Below are 19,934 nucleotides of genomic sequence, written 5' to 3'. Positions count from 1 at the left end.
CGAAATAGCGCGCAGAATTTGGACCGGTACACGGCATGCCTCCCCTGCTAAAATTGGGTAACAGACTTTTGCTTACCTGGGTAAGTAGCAGTGCCATGATAGATTGCTTACCCAGGTAAGCACAACGGAGATGACATGAAGCTAAGCAGCGACTACCTGCGCGAAGCACTCGAAAAAATGGGTGACATCAGCCAGAACAAAAAAGCTGAGAGACTAGGGATCAGCAGCAGCGGAATGAGTCAGTACATGACCGGGAAAAAGATCATGGATGACTTCGCCTGCATCATGGTCGCAAAAATTTTGGGAATAGACGGCATGGTGGTGATTGCCGCAGCGCAGATGGAACGCGAGAAAAATCAAGCACGTAAGGACGTTTGGGAAGACCTACTAAAAAAGATGGGCGCCCTCGCCCTGGGCGGGCTGACGGCGGGGGCGATGTTGATGGGGAGTCTAAGCGCTGACAATGCTAGTGCGTCTCAGCGCATGACAAATGCCGCATGTAGCGTTGCCGCAACATGCCAAGTGTATATTATGTCAAATCAAGGAGACTAGGAAAAGCACTCCAAGTTCTTCGCCGCCTTCATCGTCAAGCCCTCTCCGCCAGAACCTGCCATCTCACCGTGCCGCCCAACTGGTCGGTTTGCGTCTGATCGGCGTCGATGCCGATCCCGTTCACCGGCTGAGGCACCAGGGTCTGCACCATTTGGTAGCCCCGTTGCGGGATCTCCGGCACGCTGCTGCAAGATTGCCAGTAATGCTGGAAAGGCAATTCATACAACTGCGCTCCGCTCAATCCCGCGTCGGACCCTACATACAAGCCTGGCGCGTAGCCCGCGTCGGACACCGCTTCAAACCATTGCGAACAATAGTCGGCCACATCCTGCGCCGCCGTCCCGTCCGCCACGCCTTCCAGGTCGCACCAGATGTTCACGCCGGGCAATAATCCGACCGTTTTCGCATGCGCGGCGGTGTTCTGGCCGTCGCTTTTTCCCATATCCGCATTCGGCGACCAGCCGGGCTCTCTCACATGTTGCACGGCCATCAAGGCCAGGCCCGCTTCAAGAATATCCTGCGCTTCGCTTGCGGACAGGTCTGAGGCGTCTTCATCGGACCCTAGCGAGAGATAACGAACGCAAAACTGGTAGCCGGAAGCGGCGAACTGCCGGGCAAGCTCCAGGGACAGCGGCGTATCGGCGTCAAAGCCATGCGCGCCGGCCGGAGCGGCTTCAACGCAGACTCCGCTTGGACTGTAAGAGGCGTTCATCTTCTTGGTCTCACGCAAAAAACAACACTCATCAGCATAAGCCAGGCGGCGTCTTGCGCAGTGGCCATTGGGATGGTTGCGTCCTGGAATGACTATGTTTCGTTTTGACGCTTGGTCGCGGGCTTGTGAAAACAATCCGGCGGCGGGTTGCCCTTGATGGCGGCGCTGTAGATTTTTCTGGCCAGCGCGAAATCGGACTCGCCGTAACGCGATGGATCGGCTTTCAGCGCCTGCTCCAGCATATTGGTCAGGTGGGCCCATTCCTTATCATTTAACGTTACGGTGACGGTATTTGCTCGGTACTTTCGTTGCCGTTCCGCCCCGGACATTGCAAGGCCGGTACTAGGACGGCCGCGCTTCCTGCCTGCGGCGGCTTCGCCTTGTCGCTGTTCTTCCTTCATTGCCCGCCCTCCTCTGCCCGTTTGTGTCTGTTGGTCCAAGTTAATTATGCGTCACTGTGACGTAAATTCAAAATTATCGTCACCGTAACGCAAATTATGCTCTTGGAGGCTCTGTCGCTTGGCGCTTTTGCCCGTTACTTCGCCCGGTATGCATAATTAATTCAATGAATATATGGTATTGAGATGCTATTTTTTTTGTTTTTGGATTAAAATTTGGAATAAAGTAAATATGTGACAGGTATTTGCATGGCATTTTATTTGTCGAGTTCGCCCTCTCGGGCGATAACCAGCAACACTGGCTGCGCGCAGCCGGAAGCAACGATCTAAATGACCAACAAAAACATAAAACTACATAATCAACGGCTGCCCCAGCACCTGCTGCGGGCCAGGGAATCGGTGATGGCTTACTTCCGCCCGATCCTCAACCGTTACGGGGTGACAGAGCAACAGTGGCGCATTCTGCGAGTGCTGGAGGACTTTGGCGATCAGGAGGCCGGCGTTATCGCGGACCGGGCTTGTATCCTGCCGCCAAGCCTGACCGGCATCCTGGTCCGCATGGAAAAAGCGGGGCTTATCCATCGTCAGCGCGACCATGTGGACAGCCGACGTCTGATCATTTCAATGTCGCGGGACGGCCGTGACCTGATTCAACAGATCTCCCCGCTGGCGGAAGACTGTTATCGCCAGATAGAAAGCCATTTGGGCCAGGAAAAGCTGAGCCAGTTGCTGGGCTTGCTGGATGACCTGGAGAAGCTGCCGGCGCCGCGCGCCGGTTGATCAGAACTCCGGGCCCGGGGCGGGTTCCGCCTCGGGCTCGGGCAACCTCGCCGCCGGATCTTGGCGGTAGAACAAGACAAGCTGCTCGTACAGCTCCGGACAGTCCAACTTGAGATGGTGCGGCAGCTCGAAAAAGGCTTCGCTCAACACCGCGAAGAACTCGGCCGGGTTCTCCGCCGCGTACGGGTCCAGCCAGCCGGGGTCGATGCCGCGGTCCAGCATGCGGCACAACAAGCGATAGCCCCGGGACCAGACGCGGCTCCATTGCGCCTGTTGCATGCCCTTGTGCAAGGGCGGCGAACCGTTGGCCGGGCCATTGAGCATGTCCAGCTTGTGCGCCACTTCGTGAATCACCACGTTCCAGCCGTCCAGCTGCTCGGAGGCGCGCGCGTCCGGCAGCGACAACACCACCGGGCCGTCCTGACGGGCCTGGCCTATCAGCACGCTCTCGCTCTCATGCTGCAGGCCTATGCCGTCCATCCAGATGTCGCGCGCGACAAACGGCGACGGGTACAGCACCACGTCGTTCCAGCCGCTCAGGGCGGCTTTGCCCAGATTCATGGCGGGCAGCGCCATTTGCAGGGCCACGCTGGCGCATGAGCGGGCGCTTAAGCGCACCCCGTCTTGGCCGGAGAAGCTTTTGCTGCGCAAAACCCAGGCCGCCAGTTCGATCAGGCGCGATAGCTCCGCCTCGTTCAGCCCCGCCAGCAGCGGCATGCGCGCGGCCTGCTCTCGCAGCGCGGCCATCGTTTCCGGAGCGGTTTTGCCGGATAGCGCACGGCGAATCCACTCAATCACCATGAACTCTCGTCCCGTTTTATCGTCTCTCATACTCTGAGGGCGATTTCGCGCATTTCAATGCGCGTCCCATCCGATCCGTCGCAAGACGTCAACATTCCGCTTTCGCTGCGCCGGCTCAGGCTGGCGCGTCAGTCAAAATCAAAAAATAAACGGGGGAATTATCATGAGCCTGCCTTGGCAAACGCTGGCGCTCAATCCTTTGGCGGCATTCGGCGTGCTGTTGTCGCTGGGCGTGATTGGCGGCCAGATCGCCGTGCGGGTGGCGCGTCTGCCCGCCATCGTCGGTTATGTGCTGACCGGCTTGCTGATTGGTCCGCACAGCCTGCGGCTACTGGACGAGCAACTATTGCAGCAAGCGTCCATCTTCGTGCACCTGGCCTTGGGCATTGCGCTGTTTGAGGCCGGGCGCCGCGTGGATTTGCGCTGGCTGCGGGTGGAACGCACCTTGTTGCTGACCACCTTGTTCTATTGCCTGCTGACCTTGCTTGGCCTGTTCGCCGCCTTGCAGCTGTTCGGCCTGGGTCTGGCGGCCAGCCTGATGCTGGCCGCGCTGGGCGTGGCCACTTCGCCGGTGGTCACGCTGGAGATTGTGCGCGAGTCTAACGCGGACGGCCAGGTCAGCGAACGCCTGCTGGTGGCCACGGCATTGTCCAATCTGCTGGCCCTGCCCTGCTTCGCGCTGGCCTTGTCCTATGGCCATCTGTCCGGCAACAACGGCGTGGAAAGCGGCATTCTGCTGCCGGGCTGGCTGACCTTGGCCTCCTGTGCGCTGGGCCTGTTGGCCGGTCTCGCGGCAATCCAGCTTAATCGCTGGCTGGGCGGCCGGCAGCGGGAATCGCAGAAAGTCATGCTGTTCGGTTTGATCGCGCTGGTGGTCGGCGTGGCGGACATGCTGCAGGTCTTGCCGTCCCTGGCCTTGCTCACGGCCGGCCTGGCCACGCGCAACCTCAAGCACGGCCATACCGTGACCGAACGCGGCATCATGTCGTCCGCCCATATCTTTACCGTGGCGTTCTTCGTGGCCGCCGGCGCGCAACTGGCGCCGCAGTCGCTGGCGCAGTTCTGGCCGGTGGCCCTGGCCTGCCTGCTGCTGCGCACCGGCTTCGCCGTGTTGATCTGGTGGCTGGCGGCCGGCGCCAATGGCCTGCCCAAGCGCCACGGCGCCTGCCTGGGCTTGGCGCTGAACTCCTGGTCCGGCGGCACTTCGCTGTTGATGAGCTTGGGAGCGATTTCCCTGGGCGCCGCCGCGGGAAACTTCAGCGGAGTGATGATGGCCATCCTGGTGATCAATGAATTGTGCGCGCCGGTGCTGACCCGCCTGGCCTTGAAGCTGGCCGGCGAAACCCGGCCGCAGGAGTGAGACGATGCTGGAATTCAACCGCAGTCAGCCGCTGACCCTGGGGGTGGAGCTGGAGCTGATGATTCTCAATCGGCGCGATTACGATCTGACCCGCGGCTCGGACGATTTGCTGTTGCAGGTGAATCGCCTGCAGCACGGTTTCGACATCAAGCCGGAAATCACCCAGGGCATGATTGAGATCGGCACCGCCGTGCACAGCGACGTCAACAAGATGCTGGAGGAGATTCTGGCCATCCGCGAGCTGCTGGTCAGCAGCGCGCGCAAACTGAATCTGGGCCTGGCCGGTGGCGGCTCGCATCCGTTCCAGCATTGGGACGAGCAACGCATCTACCCCAAGGAGCGCTATCACCTGGTGTCCGAGCTGTACGGCTATCTGGCCAAGCAGTTCACCGTTTACGGCCAGCACATCCATATCGGCTGCCCGGACGGCGACAGCGCGGTGCGCCTGACTCATTATCTGGCGCGCTACATTCCGCACTTCATCGCGCTGTCCGCGTCTTCTCCGTTTTACCAGGGGGTGGACACGCTGTTCCAGACCTCGCGGCTGACCAGCGTCAACGCCTTCCCGCTGTCCGGCTGCATGCCTTGCGTCAACAACTGGGCGCAGTTCAACGACTATTTCCGGCGCATGGCCAACCTCGGCATTGTCGCCAGCATGAAGGACTTTTACTGGGACATCCGGCCCAAGCCGGAGTACGGCACGGTGGAAATCCGCATCTGCGACACGCCGCTGTCGGTGGAGACGCCGGTGCTGCTGGCGGCTTACGCGCAGATGCTGGCGCACCGCTGTCTGAGCGAACGCCAGGACGAGGTGTGTCAGGAACATTATCTGACGTATAGCTACAACCGCTTCCAGGCCTGCCGCTTCGGCTTTGACGGCATGCTGGTGGATGCCGGCAACAATAGCCAGATCGGGCTGCAGGAGGATTTGCTCAACACCTTGAATCAGCTGGAGCCGCAGGCCGAGGCGCTGGGCAATCAGGCGCAGTTGACCGCCTTGCGCCAGCGGGTGTTGAAGCGGCAGTCCGACAGCGCCTGGCTGCGGCAGGTGTTCGACGACAGCGGTTCTTTGTCCGAGGTGGTGCGCCGGCAAAGCGAACACTGGATGTACGCGGCGCCGGGAGTGGGCGTAAACTGAGGGGCTCAAACCTTAACCAAGCCGCCATGCCATTCGACCTGCCCGCCCTGCCCGATCCCGCGCTGCCTGCCCGCTACTGCATTTTCGAAGGGCCCAAGATCCTGTTGCTGGACCAGGCCCTGCCGGATGACCGCGCGCGCGCCTGGCCGCTGGCCCAGATCCTGTTCATCGGCGTGCATGAGGAACACAATCTGTTTCTGGCGGAACTGGTGGGCGCTCCGCCGGACGGCTGCGAGTGGCTGGCCCTGCGTCCGGCCTTGCTCAGCCTGCCTTCCGGGCTGACGCCGGCCATCGCCCGCGCCGCGCAAATCCGCCAGTTCCAGCGCACTCATCGTTATTGCGGCCGTTGCGCCGGGCCCCTGCTTCAGCGGCCGGACGATAGCGGCAAACGCTGTTCCAGCTGCGGCCAGCTCTACTATCCCAAGCTGTCGCCGGCGATGATGGTGGTAATCCATCGCGGCCGGCAATTGTTGCTGGCGCGCAGCCCTCATTTCGTCCCCGGCGTCTACAGCGCGCTGGCCGGCTTTGTCGAGCCCGGCGAAACCCTGGAGGAATGCGTGCACCGCGAGGCGTTTGAAGAGGTGGGCGTGCGCATCAAAAATCTGCGCTACGTCTGCTCTCAATCCTGGCCCTTTCCCCACTCGCTGATGCTGGGTTTTACCGCGGAGTACGACAGCGGCGACATCCAGCCTCAGGAGGGCGAGATCGAAGACGCCGGCTGGTTCGACATCGACGCCCTGCCGCAAACGCCGACGCCCATCTCCATCGCCTATCAATTGCTGAATCACACCGTGGCGTGGCTGCGCGCGCGGGACGAGGGGCGGGCCTAGCCGCTTCGGCGCATGGCGGACGGCCTCCGTCTCGCCCCCGCGCTACACCCCTATCGATCCTTCCATCACAAGCAGGCCGGCGCGCCTGCTTGATCCTCCACATCGTTTTGACGCTGTCCCCGTCTACTTCCTCCGTCCTCTCCCGCCGCCCATCGCCGAATATTCAAGGGATCTTCACCTTTGCATATAAGTTTTTCTACTCATATCTATAAATATAAAAAGTAATGCTGATATAAGCGCAGTGATAAGCTTTAGTCATAGCCAAAGCGACGCGACTCCCGCCTGCAAGGGGAAATCTCGTCGAATTCAATGAAATACGGCGGCGATGACGCAGGCCGGCCTCCCTCCTCAGGCCAAATCACCGCGCCGCACAAGGAGCGCAAAATGAAAATCCGCATGCTTGCCTTATCCCTCTTGCTGGCCTGCGCCGCCAACGCTTCCCTGGCCAGCCCAACTCAATGCGAAAACAAAGACTACGCCTTGCAATTGCTGGGCTCGGGCGGGCCGATCTCCGACGACGGCCGCGCTTCGTCCGCCTCGCTGATCTGGTGGAAGGGCAAGCCGGTGGCGCTGATAGACGCCGGCGGCGGCGCCTTTCTGCGCTTCGGCCAATCCGGCGCGCGGCTGGAAGACGTCGGCTTTATCGGCCTCACCCACTTTCACACCGACCATGTATCGGACTTGCCCGCGCTGCTTAAGGGCAGCTACTTTTTCAGCTCGCCCCGCGCCATTCAGATGTCCGGCCCAACGGGCGGCGCCGGCTTTCCCAGCCTGAGCGGCTTCATGAACGCCCAGTTCAACGCCAAAAGCGGCGCTTACGCCTATCTGTCCGGCCTCTACTCCGGCCAGGGCGACATCCCGCTCAAGGTCTCGCTGTCCAATGTGGACTACCGCAAGACCACGCCGACCACGGTGTATGAAAAAGACGGCGTCCGCATCAGCGCGCTCGGCATTCCTCATGGCGACGTGCCCTGCCTCGCTTATCGGATCGACACCAAGGACGGCAGCATCGTCGTCTCCGCCGATCAGAACGGCGGCAACCCTCGCTTTATCGATTTCGCCAAGAACGCGGACATTCTGGTGATGCCGCTCGCCATCGACGAGCAGGCGGACCCCGCCTCCGCCTTCCTGCACGCCAAGCCGTCCGTCGTCGGCCGCATCGCCGCCGCGGCGAAGCCCAAGCAGCTGGTGCTCAACCATTTCATGGGCAAGGGCCTGCGGCTCAAGGAGCAATCGGTCTCCATCGTCCGCCGTTATTACCCAGGCCCGATCCACGCCAGCCGCGACCTTTCATGCTTCCCGGCGCATTGAGCGCCGCCATCCCAAAGGAGAACCGACATGAAAAAACAGATCATTCTTTCCATCGCCATGACATCCTTGCTCGGCCTGAGCGCCGAAGCCGCATTGGCGGCGGAAGCCAGCCAGCCGGCGCAAGCGGTGAAAAGCCAAAGCGGCCATGGCGGCAAATGCGCCAGCGGCAAGTGCGGCACGGTGAAGATGTATGAGAAAGCCCCTCTCCGGCACGATCCGCAAGATCAATTGGTGCGCGCCCGCGACGGCAAGTGCGGCAAGACCGGCCAAGGCGTCCACTCCGACCAAACCGGCAAGGGAAAAATGGTGGAGGGCGTATGCGGACAATAAATCAACAGGCCGTCGGCGTGGGGCTGCGCGCCGAACATGCCCAATGGCTGGCCGATCACCCCCCGCAGCCTGAAATCGACTTCCTGGAAATCACGCTGGAAAACTGGATGGACATCGGCGGCCGCAAACGCGAGCAGCTGGACCGTCTGGCGGAGAAATACCCGTTGATCTCGCATGGGCTCAGCCTGTCGATAGGTGACGAGCTGCCGCTGGACGCGGACTATCTCCAGCGCGCCAAGCGCTTTCTCGACCGCTATCGCATCCGCCTGCACGGCGACCACCTCAGTTACTCCCGCGATCGGCAAGGTTATTTATACGAACTGCTGCCGATCCCCCGCGGCGAAGCGGCCGCGGCGCGCGTCGCCGCCAAGATACGCCAGGTTCAAGACCTCCTGGATCGACCGTTGATCCTGGAAAACATCAGCTACTACCACGCCCACGCCGGCCAGATGGAGGAAGCGGACTTCATCCGCGCCGTTGTCGAACAAAGCGGCTGCCAATTGCTGCTGGACATCAACAACGTCTACGTCAACGCCTGCAACCACGGTTACGACCCGCGACGCTTCATCGCCGATCTGCCGTCCCGGGCCATCCGCTACTTCCACATCGCCGGCCACTGGCGCCGCGACGACGGCATCTTGATCGACACCCACGGCGCGGCCGTATGCGAAGAGGTGCTGGAACTGGCCCGGCACGCCGTGGCTTTGCACGGCTCCCGTCCGCTGCTGCTGGAGCGCGACAACCAGTTGCCGCCGTGGCGGGAGCTGTGCGAAGAAGCGGCCGCGCTGCGGCGCCGCATCCACCTGCCGGCGGCCCAGGCCGCCTGAGCGCGACAAAGGAGACATCATGAACGCGATATCGGACATCGAAACCTTCAGCCGGCGGCTGCGGGGCGGTCCGGAGGCCTTGGGCGAGCGTTCCGTCGAGCTTTACCGCCAGTTTCTGCGCGGCAATATCGAGGAAGTGCTGAGCCATGTCTTCCCCTTGTTCTGCGCCAGGCTGTCGGCTGAGCAGCTGCGCAGCCGCATCGACGACTTTTTGGCGGGCCACGCCTCGTCCAGCCCCGAGTTCCACCACATCGCCACCGAGTTTCTCTGTTTCTCCCAAGCCGGCCTGCCCGCGGATCTGCGGCAATGCCTGGAATACGAGTGGCTGCTGTTCAGCGTGGAAATAGACGAGGCTGTCGTAACGCCGCCCTCCGCCGGGCTGGCGACGGAAAGCTCCGTTTTCTCGCTCAATCCCACGCTGGCCTGCGTTGAACTGCAGCTGGACTTCGCCGGGCTTGCCGGCCCTTACGCCATCTTCCGCGACGCCCGGCATCAGGTGATCCGGAAACCGCTGAGCGCCTTAGATCGCTGGCTGCTGGAGGCCTTGCGGACGCCTTGCGCCTATCCGGCGCTGTCGGCCGAAGTTCCGCCCGACGCGCTCTGGACCTGGCTCAAGGAAGCGCTCGCCACCGGCTTGATACAGATGCGCGACATGCGCGCGCCGGCGTCCGACGCCGGCCGCCCAATATGAGGAATACGAAAATGATTGCCAAGATAATGAATGGTTTCGACCGGGCGCTTGCGGCTTGCAAGCAATACGACTTCATCGCCCTGCTGGGCGTCCGCCTCTATCTGCTGCCGGTGATCTACGTCGGCGCCCATTCCAAGGTGGTCGGCTTCAGCGCGGCGGTGAGCTGGTTCGGCGCTCCGGCCAGCGAAGGCGGCCTGGGCCTGCCCTTCCCCGTGCTGTTCGCCTTTCTGGCCGCGGCCACCGAGGTGCTGGGCCTGGTCTGCATCGCGCTCGGCTTGTTCACCCGGGTGATGGCCATCCCCATGATGGTGCTGATGAGCGCGGCCAGCGCCATGGTGCACCTGCCCCGCGGCTGGCTGGCCATTGCCGCCAAGGACATGGAGTCCAGCCAGCGCTTGGCCGGCTTCCTGTCCTGGCTGGCGGAGAACTTCCCCGGCCGTTACAACTACATCACTGAACTGGGCGACCCGGTCATCCTGAACAACGGGATGGAGTTCGCCGCCACCTACTTCGTCATGCTGTTGGTGCTGTTCTTTTACGGCGGCGGCCGCTACGTCAGCGCGGATTACTGGCTGCGCAAGCGCTTTGCCGCTTAAAAGCGTTTCAAAATCCGCTGCGCTTCAAGCCGAGAGCGTTCTCGGAATGAGCGGCCAATGATGGCCGCCCGTCTTTTGGTCAGTTCGAACAAGCATGCCGGCCACCTATAACAGGCAGTAGCTGGCATCCTCATGTCGGCCTCCTGTTATGACCATGAGCCCCAGCCTGATTTGGCTGGGGTCTTTTTATGCCCTCGAAAAAAGAGGCCTATCCCCTGATGGCAAGATGGTGGCCGACTAAAATGACGCAAATTGAAAATGCGATCGAGTCATAGGCAAGCAAGAATTGATAGGCATTGCTGCCGGCATACGAAAGAAAGGCATATCCGGCAGAAACCAAGAGCATCCCAAAGAATTTTTTCTTGCTTCTTTTGCTTGGGCCCTTATCGTAGTAAGCGAAAAAATTGGCCAAAGCGCTGGTGAAGGCGGTCCCGTATACCGTCCAACTGGAAGAGGTGCGGGCCTCGTAGATCGCGAGGCTGTTCAGCGCACACAGGGTGGCTTGCAAGAAACCTGCTCGCCCGGCTTTCCAATTGAAATGAAACTGCAGTTCCCTTTGGGTCTGTAACCACAGCCAGCCAATTCTTGCCGTTGCAAAATTCCAGCACTCTCTAAAAGCCATAAGGTCGAACTGCAAGTTCGGCGCCCATGGAAAGTTCTGATTCAGAATTCTCAGCGTTTCGGCCGCGCTTGTTTCGATATCGACTCTCATTCCTTCCGGAGTGAGGAAATTGCCATCTCCAGTCATTTGTCAGTCTCCCATAAGGGGTGAGTCAAATTAACGATTGGCGTGCCGATTAATGTCGCCGTTACATCAATAAGTAGCCGACTAAAGTATTTTTTCTACAGAAACAATGCTTTATGACGGTTTATAGGGATGATGACGATTCTTGGCTAAAGAAGTATGGGGAAAAGCGTAACAATGCGCGAAGCGGCGGGGCGGCGATATTTTGGCGCAGTGGGAAATATCAGCCAACGTGGCCGGCACTCCCCTAAAACGCACCAAGGGCTTATAGAGAAAACTCTATAAGCCCTTGATTTTATTGGTGCCGGCGGCAGGAATCGAACTCGCGACCCCCTGATTACAAGTCAGGTGCTCTACCAACTGAGCTACACCGGCGAAGAGAGGCGTATTATGTCTTGCCTCAATGGCTTTGGCAAGCCGTCAGCGCGTCTTTTTCGGCGCTTTTTTATGCGCCTTCTTCACGCTTTTGCCTACCTTTTTGTTTTTGCTGATTTTTTTAGCGGGCGCCTTGGCCTGCGGCGCGCGCTTTGCGGTTTTGGCTGCGTGACGCGGCTTTTTGGCCGTCGATTTTTTGACGGTCGATTTTTTTGTCGCCGGCTTGGCCGCCGCCTTGCCGTGACGCGTCTGCTTGGCGCTAATGGCCTTGGCCTGACGCTTGCCCTGCTTCGAGGATTTCGCCTTGGCCTTGCCTTTGGCCTGGCGAGCAGGCTTGGCTTGCTCTTTGGCGCGCGCCGGTTCCGCCGCCTGAACGGTTTTGGCCGGCGCGGCCTTGCGCGCGGGCTTGCTCGCCGGCGCCATCTGCACGTCGCCGGGCAAAGGCATGTCTTCGGGTTCGGCCAGGCTGGCCGGGCTGATCAACGCCAGGCTCAAGGCCAGCGCAATGGTGTGCGTCGCGAATTTCATGATCGGGGGTCTAATGCTCTCTGGGATGAAACGGGCCGCGCTTTGCGCCGCCAAAACCCGCATACTAGCACGGGGTTTCCCGCGCCCTGGCGGAAATTGACGACGGCGGGCAAAGTCCAATCCGCCGCGCGGACTGATTTTTATTGCCGCAGTGCGCCATCGCCGCCTCACATATGCTATACCCACAGTGCAATGCCAATGTAATTGCCTTTGCGCTCGTTTGCGCCGCTCGCTTCCCTTTCCTGACACGTAATGGAAACAGCATGCCCCAGCCCAAAATTTTGCTGGTGGACGACAGCGCCACCAATAGCCTGATGGTCCGCACCTTCGTTGAAGACCTGGGCTATCAATGCGATCTCGCCGGCAATGGCCGGGAGGCCGTCGCCATGTGTAAGACAGTCGGCTACGACTTGATCCTGATGGACATCATCATGCCGGTGATGAACGGGCTGCAGGCCACGATGGAGCTGCGGACCCTGTTCGGAGAACACTGGGTGCCCATCATCTTCCTGACCGGCCTGAGCCAGCAGCAAGATCTGATCGAAGGCCTCAAGGCCGGCGGCGACGACTATCTGACCAAACCGGTCAGCCCGGACCTGCTGACGGCCAAGATCCAGGTATTTTTGCGCATCGCCCAAATGCAGCGGCAGATCAACCAGGACGCGGTGCGCCTGGAGCGCTACTTCCAGAACAATGAGCGCGAACAAAGCTACGCCTTGGAGCTGATCGAGCGGCTGAATCGGCAACAACTGGAACTGCCGGCCCATGTCTGGCGTCATTTGCGGCCGGCTTCCCAGTTCAACGGCGATCTGGTCTGCTATGCCCGCGGGGCAGATCGGGAATACCTGATGCTGGCCGATTGCACCGGACACGGCCTGACCGCGGCCATCAGCGCCATCCCGGCAGTGGAGTGCTTTTACGAACTGGCTCAGGCGCAAGCGGCCTTGGGCGACATCGCGGCGGCCATCAACGACAAACTGCACCGCCTGCTGCCCTCCGGGCGCTTCGTCGCCGGCATCCTCATCGGAATCGACGCGGCCGCGCAGTCCGTGCAGGTCTGGAACGGCGGCATTCCCTGCGCGCTGATGTTTGATCCGCAAGGGCGCAAGGTCAAGCAATTCCGTTCCGAGCACCCGCCCCTGGGCATTTTGGCGGCTAGACAGTTCGACCGTTCGCTGGAAACCAGCATGTTGAAGCCGGAGCATGCGCTGGTCGTCTGCTCGGACGGCATTACCGAGGCCCAGGCGGACAATGGCCAGATGTTTGGCCTGGAAGGCGTGATCAAGGCGGTGGAAGCCGGCTGGCCCGGACGGATCGGCAATACCGTATTGCAGGCGCTGCAGCGCCACCGCCAGAACGAAGCCATCTTGGACGACGCGTCCTTGCTGGTGGTGCATTCGCCATCGGTCCCAAACCAGCCTGAGGCCGATATCGGCTGCGCCGTGCCAAACCGCTCCCGCTGGCACGACGCCTGAGCGCCGCGCCTAGTCCTCCACCTCTCTCACATAGCGCACCAGCGCCTGCAAAAGCTGGGAGAAACGATGCGCGGCCAGATTCCCGTCCGAGGGCGTGAGCCAGGTGCTGCTGATTTCCAACTGAATGGCGGGCACGCCCAGCCGCGAAGCGAATTTGGCGATGGTCTGATGCTTGGACGCGGCGAAGTAGTTGTCGGAGACATTGAGTACGCCCTGCCCTCGCAAACGCTGCTCCAGCCGCTGTTGCAGCCAGGGCTTGCCCAGGAGCGAAGCCCCGTTCAAGGTGCCGAAGTCCACATCGTAAGGCCGGTAGGGATGGCTGCCGTGCAGGTCCAGCACCAGCAAGGGGCGCTGATCGGCGATCAAAGCCGCCAGCTTGCGTTTGAAGGCGTTGTCGTCTTCGTAATTGGGATCAGACGGCGAGGCGCGGGTGGTGTAGATCGCGGTGGCGCCGGCCAGTTGGTGCAGCATCGCCGCCAAGGCCGCGGTGCCGCCGCCGTCGGAGAAACGGTATTGCCCGTCGCGGAACGGGCTGGTGGCGTGCGGCGCGGTGACGATGATGGGACGCTTGCCCTCCAATACGGTAAACCACGGCTCGCCGTTTTGCGGCGGCCTGTCCTTGGCGGCGTCCGCCTCCTGCTGCAGCTTGATGGCCTCGACGATGTGGGCCGGTTCGATGACGGCCCGTTCCGGCGGGGTCTTGCCGACGGCGGGCGCCGTCGATAAGGCCAGAATCAGAATCCCCGCTACCCATCCGCTTCTCATCGCCCTCCTCCTGATTCTTGCCCGATCATTGCTGGACCGGGCATGCGCGGCTTGGTTCTAAGAACCTGTTTGCGATCTGCTACGCGTCGGCGATACGGCGTTGAAAACAGCCATGCCGTTTTTCAGCCGTTTTCGCCTTGCCGCGACTTGCGCGAGACTTTGAACAGGTTCGGGCCAGTCCGGCAAGGCCGCGCTAACGCGCCGGCTTTCGCGCGGAGAGCAGCAGCAGGGCCGGACGGCGCGCGTGCGGCCGCAAACCGTCCCGATGCGCCAGGGTCTGCGGGTCCGGCGCGGGCTCGCCCAGGTGAAGCAATTGGAAGCCGGCGTCCAGCAAGCCTTTCACATAGCTTTCCACCGTGCGGTGATGCTTGATCACGCCGTCGACGAACCAGCGGCTTGCGCGCGCATCTTGCTGAAAGTAGGCGTCCAGCGTCCAGTGCGATGGCTCGCCCGCCGCGTCCAGCGCCCAGCCCTGAGGGCTGGCCGTGCAAATCGGGTGCTCCACCGTCAGCGCGAACACGCCGCCGGGCCGCAGCGCGGCGAACACGCGCGCCGCCGCCGCCGCGTAATCCTCCACATAGTGCAGGGCCAGCGAGGACACGGCCAGATCATAGGCGGCGGCCGGAGGCTGAAAATCCTCGATGCCCGCGCAGCGGTATTGAATGGCGGGATCCTGAGTGCGCGCTCGCGCCTGTTCCAGCATGCGCTCGGACAAATCCACCGCGGTGACGCTGGCCGCGCCCTCGCCGCGCGCCCAGCGGGCGAAATCGCCGAAACCGCACCCCAGGTCCAGGATGTCGATGCCGGCCAGCGGCGGCAGCGCGTCGCGCAAGGCGGGCTGCTCCAGCACGCCGTTCAGCCCGGTGTCGCTGTCGCGCAAGGCTTGGTATTGGGAGAAAAAGACCGGATGGTCGTAGATGTTTTGCTGCATTGGGAAGCTCCGTAAAAAATCTAAGGAAAGCGCCCCAGGGCGGCGCGCGGCCATGCCGACGCGCAAAAGCGCGCCGGGCTCTCACGGCCTGGCGCGCGTCTTCTCTCATCCGGACTCTCACCGTCGGCTTCGGCTTCTCACCGAATCTGCTGACCCGCGCATCGTGGAAACGGCTGCGCGGCGCTCGCGGGCTCGTCGCCGGCATTCGCCGCGACATACCGCCGGTGGGGAATTTCACCCCGCCCTGAAGACCGGCACAGCATAAAGGCGGCGCGGAAGTTGGACAAGCCCCGCCCCATCGCGCATAGTCTGCGCATTCCAATTGCAATGGAGCGAAGCATGACCCCGAAGCTGCCGATCTGGCTGTTTTTTTGTTTGAGCGCCGGCGCGGCCGTCGCCGCGCCCACCCCGGCCGCCAAGAACGAGATCAACCATCTATTGGACTATCTGGCCCAATCCGGCTGCGAATTCAATCGCAACGGCAGTTGGTACGGCTCTAAAGAGGCCCGCGATCATCTAAACGACAAATACCAGTATCTGCTGAAAAAAGACTGGGTCAGCAACGCGGAAAGCTTCATCGAGCGCGCGGCCACCCAAAGCAGCATCAGCGGCAAGGCCTATCAGGTGCGTTGCGGCTCGGCGCAACCGGTGGCCAGCGCCGGCTGGCTGAAAGCGGAGCTGGGCCGCTACCGCCAGCGCAAATAAGCCGTTCCGCCGGCGTCCGGCCGGCAATCCAGGCCTGCCGGACCGCCACGCAGCTGTTATAATCGCCGCTTTCCTGTAATCCAGTGTTCTTTTCCCGATGACTGCTGCCCAGCTGCTGGCCCAACTCAAGGCCGACCTCCCCTCCTGCCTGATCCGCGACCGCCACGCCTTGCGCCGCAAACTGAGCGACGCCGCCGAGCGGCTGAAGAAAAACCAGCCCGCGGACAGGCAGCTGGCCGACATCCAGACGCAGATCGAGCGCTCCGCCGCCAAGGTGGCCGCGCGCCGCGCCCATCTGCCCAAGCCCGATTTCGACGACGCCTTGCCGGTCAACCAGAAACTGGCCGATATCAAAGCCGCCATCGACGGCCATCAGGTGGTGATCATCTGCGGCGAAACCGGCTCCGGCAAAACCACCCAGCTGCCCAAGATCTGCCTGGAGCTGGGCCGCGGCGTGCACGGCCTGATCGGCCACACCCAGCCGCGCCGGCTGGCCGCGCGCTCGGTGGCCAGCCGCATCGCCCAGGAACTGAAATCCACGCTGGGCGAGCATGTCGGCTTCAAGGTGCGCTTCACCGACAAGCTGTCGGACAAATCGGTGATCAAGCTGATGACCGACGGCATCATGCTGGCGGAAACCCAGACCGACCGTTACCTGGAAAACTACGACACCATCATCATCGACGAGGCGCATGAACGCAGCCTCAACATCGACTTCCTGCTGGGTTATCTGAAACAGCTGCTGCCGCGCCGGCCGGACCTGAAAGTGATCATCACCTCGGCCACCATCGACGCCGACCGCTTCTCCCGCCATTTCGACGGCGCGCCGGTGATCGAAGTCTCCGGCCGCACCTATCCGGTGGAAGTGCGTTACCGGCCGCTGGCGCAGCGCGACGAAGACGAGCGCGAAGTGGAGATGGAAGGCGCCATCGTCGACGCCGTCGACGAGCTGTCGCGCCAGGGCCCGGGCGATATGCTGGTCTTCCTGCCCGGCGAGCGCGAAATCCGCGAAACCGCGGAAAAACTGCGCAAATCCGGCATCCGCGGCTACGAAATCCTGCCTTTGTTCGCGCGCCTGTCCAACGAGGACCAGCAAAAGATCTTCAAGCCCTCCGGCGGCCGCCGCATCGTGCTGGCCACCAATGTGGCCGAAACCTCGCTGACGGTGCCGGGCATCAAATACGTGATCGACACCGGGCAGGCGCGCATCAACCGCTACAGCCCGCGCGCCAAGGTGGAACAGCTGCAAGTGGAGAAGATCTCCCAGGCGGCGGCGCGGCAGCGCGCCGGCCGTTGCGGCCGCGTCGAAGCCGGCATCTGCGTGCGCCTGTACGGCGAGGACGACTTCAATCAGCGTCCGGCCTTCACCGATCCGGAAATCGTCCGCTCCAACCTGGCCGCGGTCATCCTGCGCATGGCCGCGCTGCGGCTGGGCAAGGTGGACGCCTTCCCCTTCATCGAAGCGCCCAGCAGCCGGCTGATCGCCGATGGTTACCAGGTGCTGACCGAACTGGGCGCGGTGGACGACAAGGGGGAATTGACCAGCGTGGGCAAGGAGCTGGCGCGGATTCCGGTGGACCCGAAAGTGGGCCGCCTGCTGCTGGCCGGCCGCGACTTCGGCTGCGTGCGCGAAGTGCTGATCATCGCCGCCGCCTTGAGCGTGCAAGACCCGCGCGAACGCCCGTTCGAGGCGCGCGAGGCGGCCGAACGCGCGCAGGCGCGCTTCAACGACGAGAAGTCCGACTTCCTGTCCTTCCTGCACCTGTGGGACTTCTTCTCCGACGCGCTCAAGCACAAGAAATCCAACCGTCTGCTGATCAACACCTGCCACGAGCACTTCCTGTCCCATCTGCGCTTGCGCGAATGGCGCGAACTGCACGCGCAGCTGGCGGACATCGCCGGCGAGCTGGGCCTGATCAAGCGCGAACAGGCGCACGCCGACGCCGAGCAGCCGGACGCGCAGATGACGCAGAAAAAGCGCCAGCAGCTGGACGCCGTCGCTTATGAAAACCTGCACAAGGCGCTGGTGACCGGCCTGATCGGCAATCTGGGCATGAAAAACCAGGAAGGCGACGATTACCAAGGCACCCGCGGCGTCAACTTCCACGTCTTCCCCGGCTCCGGCCTGAAAAAGGCCAAGCCCAAATGGCTGGTGGCGGCGGAACTGGTGGAAACCACCCGCCTCTACGCCCGCTGCGTGGCCAAGATCGAGCCGGAATGGGTGGAAAAGCTGGCGCCGCACCTGGTCAAATACCATTACTTCGACCCGCACTGGGAGAAGAGCCGCGACGAGGTGGTGGCCAGCGAACGCGTCACCCTGTACGGCCTGACCCTGGTGCCGCGCCGGCCGGTCAGCTACGGCCGCATCGCGCCGGAAGAAGCGCGCGAGCTGTTCATCCGCGGCGCGCTGGTGAATATGGACTACGTCAGCAACGCGCCCTTCTTCCAGCGCAATCAGCAATTGATCCGCGAAGTGGAGCAGCTGGAGCACAAGGCGCGGCGTCAGGACGTGCTGGTGGACGAAGAGGCGCTGTTCGCCTTCTACAGCGAACGGATTCCGGCCGAGGTGGTGGACGCCGCCAGCTTCGAGGCCTGGCGCAAGGAGGCGGAAAAGACCGAAGCCAAGCTCTTGCACCTGACGCGCGAAGAACTGATGCGCCACGCCGCGCAACATGTCACCGAAAACCAGTTCCCGGAATGGCTGGAGCTGGAAGACGGCCGCCTCAAGCTGCGCTACCGCTTCGAACCCAACCACCCGCTGGACGGCGTCACCCTGGACGTGCCGCTGGCCATCCTCAACCGCCTGCAGCCGGCCGCCTTCGAATGGCTGGTGCCCGGCATGGTGCGCGAGAAGCTACAACAGCTGATCAAGGGCCTGCCCAAGCAGATCCGCCGCTGCTGCGTGCCGGTGCCGGACTTCGTCACCCGCTTCCTCAGCGTCAATCCGGATCAACAGCAGCCGATCGCGCCGCAGCTGGCGCGCTTCATCCTGCGCGAAACCGGCGGCGTCAAAGTGGACATCGACGATTTCCGCGCCCAGGAGCTGCCGGCCCATCTGCTGTTCAACTTCCGCGTCATTGACGACGGCAAGCAGGAAATCGGCCTGGGCCGCGATCTGCTGGCGCTGCAAAAGCAGTTCGGCCAGGCCGCCCAGCTGACCTTCCGCGACACCAGCGCGGAGTTCGAGCGCGACGAAGTCAGCAGCTGGGACTTTGGCGAACTGCCGGAAAGCATTCAGTTCGCCCGCGGCCGCCAGCAGCTGACCGGCTACCCGGCGCTGACGCTGGAGCAGGACAAGGTGGCGATCCGCCTGTTCGACACCCAGTTGATGGCCGAGCGCCATCACCGTCAGGGCGTGATCCGGCTGCTGCAGCTGCAGCTCAAGGAACAGATGAAGCAGCTGTCCAAGGGCCTGCCCGGCATGACCCAGCTGGGCTTGCAACTGCGCGCGGTGGCCAATGTCGACGAATTGCTGGCCGACGCCATCGCCTGCATCTGCGACCGCGCCTTCATCGGCGACGACGCGCTGCCGCGCAATGAGAAAGCCTTCAACGAGCAGAAAACCCGCGCCCGCACCCGGCTGCCGGCCGTCAACCAGGCGGTGACCCAGTACCTGGGCCAGGTGGCGTCGGAATACGGCCCGCTCAGCGTCAAGATGCAGAAGCACAAGCTGGGCTACGAGTTGCAGCAGCAATTGGCCAAGCTGGTTTACAAGGGCTTCCTGGCCGCCACGCCGTGGAGCCAGCTGCCTCACCTGCCGCGCTATATGCGCGCGATGGGCTTGCGCATGGACAAGCAGCCGGCCAACCCGCAGCGCGACGGCCAGCGCGGCGCGGAAATCCGCGACCTATGGCAGAAATGGGAAACCCGGGTGGCCGAGGACAATGAAGCCGAAGGCGCGTCCCAGGCGCTGCTGGATTTCCGCTGGCAGATCGAGGAACTGCGCGTCAGCCTGTTCGCCCAGGAGCTGAAAACGCCGTATCCGGTGTCCGCCAAGCGGCTGTTGAAGCTGTGGAGCGAACTACCGCGCTAATGCTCGCCAGACCTTGAACTGGCTCGCCCTGGCATGAGAAAACGGCGGCGT

General features: G+C 62.3%; 20 protein-coding genes, 1 tRNA gene and 1 riboswitch. Of the genes, 13 read left to right on the top strand and 8 right to left on the bottom strand.

What is annotated here, in order from left to right; all coding sequences use genetic code 11:
• The first annotated feature begins 135 nt into the window (after positions 1 to 135).
• A complete protein-coding gene (locus ACODRW_RS10895; RefSeq protein WP_488905729.1) occupies positions 136 to 552 on the top strand; it encodes a DUF3693 domain-containing protein in 417 nt (138 codons plus the stop codon).
• A gap of 34 nt (positions 553 to 586) precedes the next feature.
• Here the strand turns inward: ACODRW_RS10895 and ACODRW_RS10890 are convergent, their stop codons facing one another.
• Together ACODRW_RS10890 and ACODRW_RS10885 are read right to left on the bottom strand one after the other, a co-directional pair.
• Positions 587 to 1,282, bottom strand: coding sequence for a DUF1906 domain-containing protein (locus ACODRW_RS10890; protein WP_488905728.1), 696 nt, complete (start codon positions 1,280 to 1,282; stop codon positions 587 to 589).
• A gap of 74 nt (positions 1,283 to 1,356) precedes the next feature.
• Entirely contained in the window at positions 1,357 to 1,665 is a 309-nt protein-coding gene (locus ACODRW_RS10885; RefSeq protein ID WP_107800004.1) for a hypothetical protein, read from the bottom strand.
• A 327-nt stretch (positions 1,666 to 1,992) separates the two neighbouring features.
• Here ACODRW_RS10885 and hpaR point away from each other — a divergent pair, with 327 nt between their 5' ends.
• On the top strand, positions 1,993 to 2,442 hold the full coding sequence (gene hpaR / locus ACODRW_RS10880) for a homoprotocatechuate degradation operon regulator HpaR (RefSeq protein ID WP_227108364.1): 450 nt from the start codon (positions 1,993 to 1,995) through the stop codon (positions 2,440 to 2,442).
• On the opposite strand, the gene ACODRW_RS10875 is transcribed toward hpaR, so the two are convergent.
• On the bottom strand, positions 2,443 to 3,243 hold the full coding sequence (locus ACODRW_RS10875; protein ID WP_235088692.1) for a M90 family metallopeptidase: 801 nt from the start codon (positions 3,241 to 3,243) through the stop codon (positions 2,443 to 2,445).
• A gap of 163 nt (positions 3,244 to 3,406) precedes the next feature.
• Here ACODRW_RS10875 and ACODRW_RS10870 point away from each other — a divergent pair, with 163 nt between their 5' ends.
• The 8 genes from ACODRW_RS10870 (at position 3,407) to ACODRW_RS10835 (ending at position 10,326) form a co-directional block, all read left to right on the top strand.
• Positions 3,407 to 4,603, top strand: coding sequence for a cation:proton antiporter (locus ACODRW_RS10870; protein WP_227108360.1), 1,197 nt, complete (start codon positions 3,407 to 3,409; stop codon positions 4,601 to 4,603).
• 4 nt (positions 4,604 to 4,607) lie between these two features.
• Entirely contained in the window at positions 4,608 to 5,741 is a 1,134-nt protein-coding gene (locus ACODRW_RS10865) for a YbdK family carboxylate-amine ligase (protein WP_107800002.1), read from the top strand.
• Positions 5,742 to 5,767: 26 nt separating this feature from the next.
• Positions 5,768 to 6,571, top strand: a complete 804-nt coding sequence (nudC, locus tag ACODRW_RS10860) for an NAD(+) diphosphatase (RefSeq protein WP_488905727.1) — start codon at positions 5,768 to 5,770, stop codon at positions 6,569 to 6,571.
• Between the two features lie 396 nt (positions 6,572 to 6,967).
• Positions 6,968 to 7,882, top strand: a complete 915-nt coding sequence (locus ACODRW_RS10855; protein WP_488905726.1) for an MBL fold metallo-hydrolase — start codon at positions 6,968 to 6,970, stop codon at positions 7,880 to 7,882.
• Between the two features lie 27 nt (positions 7,883 to 7,909).
• Positions 7,910 to 8,212, top strand: coding sequence for a hypothetical protein (locus ACODRW_RS10850; RefSeq protein ID WP_107800000.1), 303 nt, complete (start codon positions 7,910 to 7,912; stop codon positions 8,210 to 8,212).
• Positions 8,200 to 9,039 carry an MbnB/TglH/ChrH family RiPP precursor modification enzyme gene (locus tag ACODRW_RS10845; protein ID WP_235088694.1) on the top strand — a complete coding sequence of 280 codons (840 nt, stop codon included), beginning with the start codon at positions 8,200 to 8,202 and terminating at the stop codon, positions 9,037 to 9,039. Before ACODRW_RS10850 ends, ACODRW_RS10845 begins: the two co-directional genes overlap by 13 nt.
• 19 nt (positions 9,040 to 9,058) lie before the next feature.
• Positions 9,059 to 9,730, top strand: coding sequence for an HvfC/BufC family peptide modification chaperone (locus ACODRW_RS10840; protein ID WP_488905725.1), 672 nt, complete (start codon positions 9,059 to 9,061; stop codon positions 9,728 to 9,730).
• Between the two features lie 11 nt (positions 9,731 to 9,741).
• Positions 9,742 to 10,326 (top strand): HvfX family Cu-binding RiPP maturation protein, encoded by a 585-nt coding sequence (locus ACODRW_RS10835; RefSeq protein ID WP_227108348.1) that lies wholly within the window; start codon positions 9,742 to 9,744, stop codon positions 10,324 to 10,326.
• A gap of 208 nt (positions 10,327 to 10,534) precedes the next feature.
• Here the strand turns inward: ACODRW_RS10835 and ACODRW_RS10830 are convergent, their stop codons facing one another.
• From ACODRW_RS10830 to ACODRW_RS10820, 3 genes are all read right to left on the bottom strand, one after another.
• Positions 10,535 to 11,074 (bottom strand): hypothetical protein, encoded by a 540-nt coding sequence (locus tag ACODRW_RS10830; protein ID WP_486637165.1) that lies wholly within the window; start codon positions 11,072 to 11,074, stop codon positions 10,535 to 10,537.
• 296 nt (positions 11,075 to 11,370) lie between these two features.
• Positions 11,371 to 11,446: transfer RNA gene (locus ACODRW_RS10825), tRNA-Thr, on the bottom strand.
• Between the two features lie 45 nt (positions 11,447 to 11,491).
• Positions 11,492 to 12,037, bottom strand: coding sequence for a hypothetical protein (locus ACODRW_RS10820; RefSeq protein WP_488905724.1), 546 nt, complete (start codon positions 12,035 to 12,037; stop codon positions 11,492 to 11,494).
• A 200-nt stretch (positions 12,038 to 12,237) separates the two neighbouring features.
• On the opposite strand from ACODRW_RS10820, the gene ACODRW_RS10815 reads away from it, so the two are divergent.
• Complete coding sequence (locus ACODRW_RS10815) at positions 12,238 to 13,449, top strand: SpoIIE family protein phosphatase (protein WP_488905723.1); 1,212 nt, start codon at positions 12,238 to 12,240, stop codon at positions 13,447 to 13,449.
• A gap of 9 nt (positions 13,450 to 13,458) precedes the next feature.
• On the opposite strand, the gene ACODRW_RS10810 is transcribed toward ACODRW_RS10815, so the two are convergent.
• Together ACODRW_RS10810 and ACODRW_RS10805 are read right to left on the bottom strand one after the other, a co-directional pair.
• Positions 13,459 to 14,214, bottom strand: coding sequence for an N-formylglutamate amidohydrolase (locus ACODRW_RS10810; RefSeq protein ID WP_107798992.1), 756 nt, complete (start codon positions 14,212 to 14,214; stop codon positions 13,459 to 13,461).
• A 193-nt stretch (positions 14,215 to 14,407) separates the two neighbouring features.
• Positions 14,408 to 15,145 (bottom strand): class I SAM-dependent methyltransferase, encoded by a 738-nt coding sequence (locus ACODRW_RS10805; protein WP_486637163.1) that lies wholly within the window; start codon positions 15,143 to 15,145, stop codon positions 14,408 to 14,410.
• Positions 15,146 to 15,238: 93 nt separating this feature from the next.
• A riboswitch (FMN riboswitch) is annotated at positions 15,239 to 15,401 on the bottom strand.
• 83 nt (positions 15,402 to 15,484) lie between these two features.
• Between ACODRW_RS10805 and ACODRW_RS10800 the strand changes: the two genes are divergently transcribed.
• Both ACODRW_RS10800 and hrpA read left to right on the top strand, forming a co-directional pair.
• Positions 15,485 to 15,850 carry a YfeK family protein gene (locus ACODRW_RS10800; RefSeq protein WP_107798990.1) on the top strand — a complete coding sequence of 122 codons (366 nt, stop codon included), beginning with the start codon at positions 15,485 to 15,487 and terminating at the stop codon, positions 15,848 to 15,850.
• A 97-nt stretch (positions 15,851 to 15,947) separates the two neighbouring features.
• Complete coding sequence (gene hrpA / locus ACODRW_RS10795) at positions 15,948 to 19,883, top strand: ATP-dependent RNA helicase HrpA (protein ID WP_488905722.1); 3,936 nt, start codon at positions 15,948 to 15,950, stop codon at positions 19,881 to 19,883.
• The last annotated feature ends 51 nt before the right edge of the window (positions 19,884 to 19,934 follow it).

It is taken from the genome of Chromobacterium sp. FG89 (assembly GCF_057808735.1).
This window is presented reverse-complemented; position numbering and strand designations above follow the sequence as displayed.

Bases quoted from the DNA above. Each gene is read 5' to 3' on its own strand.
- ACODRW_RS10835 (WP_227108348.1), top strand. From the start codon at position 9,742: ATGATTGCCAAGATAATGAATGGTTTCGACCGGGCGCTTGCGGCTTGC.
- ACODRW_RS10845 (WP_235088694.1), top strand. From the start codon at position 8,200: ATGCGGACAATAAATCAACAGGCCGTCGGCGTGGGGCTGCGCGCCGAA.
- ACODRW_RS10820 (WP_488905724.1), bottom strand. From the start codon at position 12,037: ATGCGGGTTTTGGCGGCGCAAAGCGCGGCCCGTTTCATCCCAGAGAGC.
- ACODRW_RS10850 (WP_107800000.1), top strand. From the start codon at position 7,910: ATGAAAAAACAGATCATTCTTTCCATCGCCATGACATCCTTGCTCGGC.
- ACODRW_RS10870 (WP_227108360.1), top strand. From the start codon at position 3,407: ATGAGCCTGCCTTGGCAAACGCTGGCGCTCAATCCTTTGGCGGCATTC.
- hpaR (WP_227108364.1), top strand. From the start codon at position 1,993: ATGACCAACAAAAACATAAAACTACATAATCAACGGCTGCCCCAGCAC.
- ACODRW_RS10810 (WP_107798992.1), bottom strand. From the start codon at position 14,214: ATGAGAAGCGGATGGGTAGCGGGGATTCTGATTCTGGCCTTATCGACG.
- hrpA (WP_488905722.1), top strand. From the start codon at position 15,948: ATGACTGCTGCCCAGCTGCTGGCCCAACTCAAGGCCGACCTCCCCTCC.
- ACODRW_RS10815 (WP_488905723.1), top strand. From the start codon at position 12,238: ATGCCCCAGCCCAAAATTTTGCTGGTGGACGACAGCGCCACCAATAGC.
- ACODRW_RS10855 (WP_488905726.1), top strand. From the start codon at position 6,968: ATGCTTGCCTTATCCCTCTTGCTGGCCTGCGCCGCCAACGCTTCCCTG.
- ACODRW_RS10875 (WP_235088692.1), bottom strand. From the start codon at position 3,243: ATGGTGATTGAGTGGATTCGCCGTGCGCTATCCGGCAAAACCGCTCCG.
- ACODRW_RS10800 (WP_107798990.1), top strand. From the start codon at position 15,485: ATGACCCCGAAGCTGCCGATCTGGCTGTTTTTTTGTTTGAGCGCCGGC.
- ACODRW_RS10885 (WP_107800004.1), bottom strand. From the start codon at position 1,665: ATGAAGGAAGAACAGCGACAAGGCGAAGCCGCCGCAGGCAGGAAGCGC.
- ACODRW_RS10865 (WP_107800002.1), top strand. From the start codon at position 4,608: ATGCTGGAATTCAACCGCAGTCAGCCGCTGACCCTGGGGGTGGAGCTG.
- nudC (WP_488905727.1), top strand. From the start codon at position 5,768: ATGCCATTCGACCTGCCCGCCCTGCCCGATCCCGCGCTGCCTGCCCGC.
- ACODRW_RS10895 (WP_488905729.1), top strand. From the start codon at position 136: ATGAAGCTAAGCAGCGACTACCTGCGCGAAGCACTCGAAAAAATGGGT.
- ACODRW_RS10840 (WP_488905725.1), top strand. From the start codon at position 9,059: ATGAACGCGATATCGGACATCGAAACCTTCAGCCGGCGGCTGCGGGGC.
- ACODRW_RS10830 (WP_486637165.1), bottom strand. From the start codon at position 11,074: ATGACTGGAGATGGCAATTTCCTCACTCCGGAAGGAATGAGAGTCGAT.
- ACODRW_RS10805 (WP_486637163.1), bottom strand. From the start codon at position 15,145: ATGCAGCAAAACATCTACGACCATCCGGTCTTTTTCTCCCAATACCAA.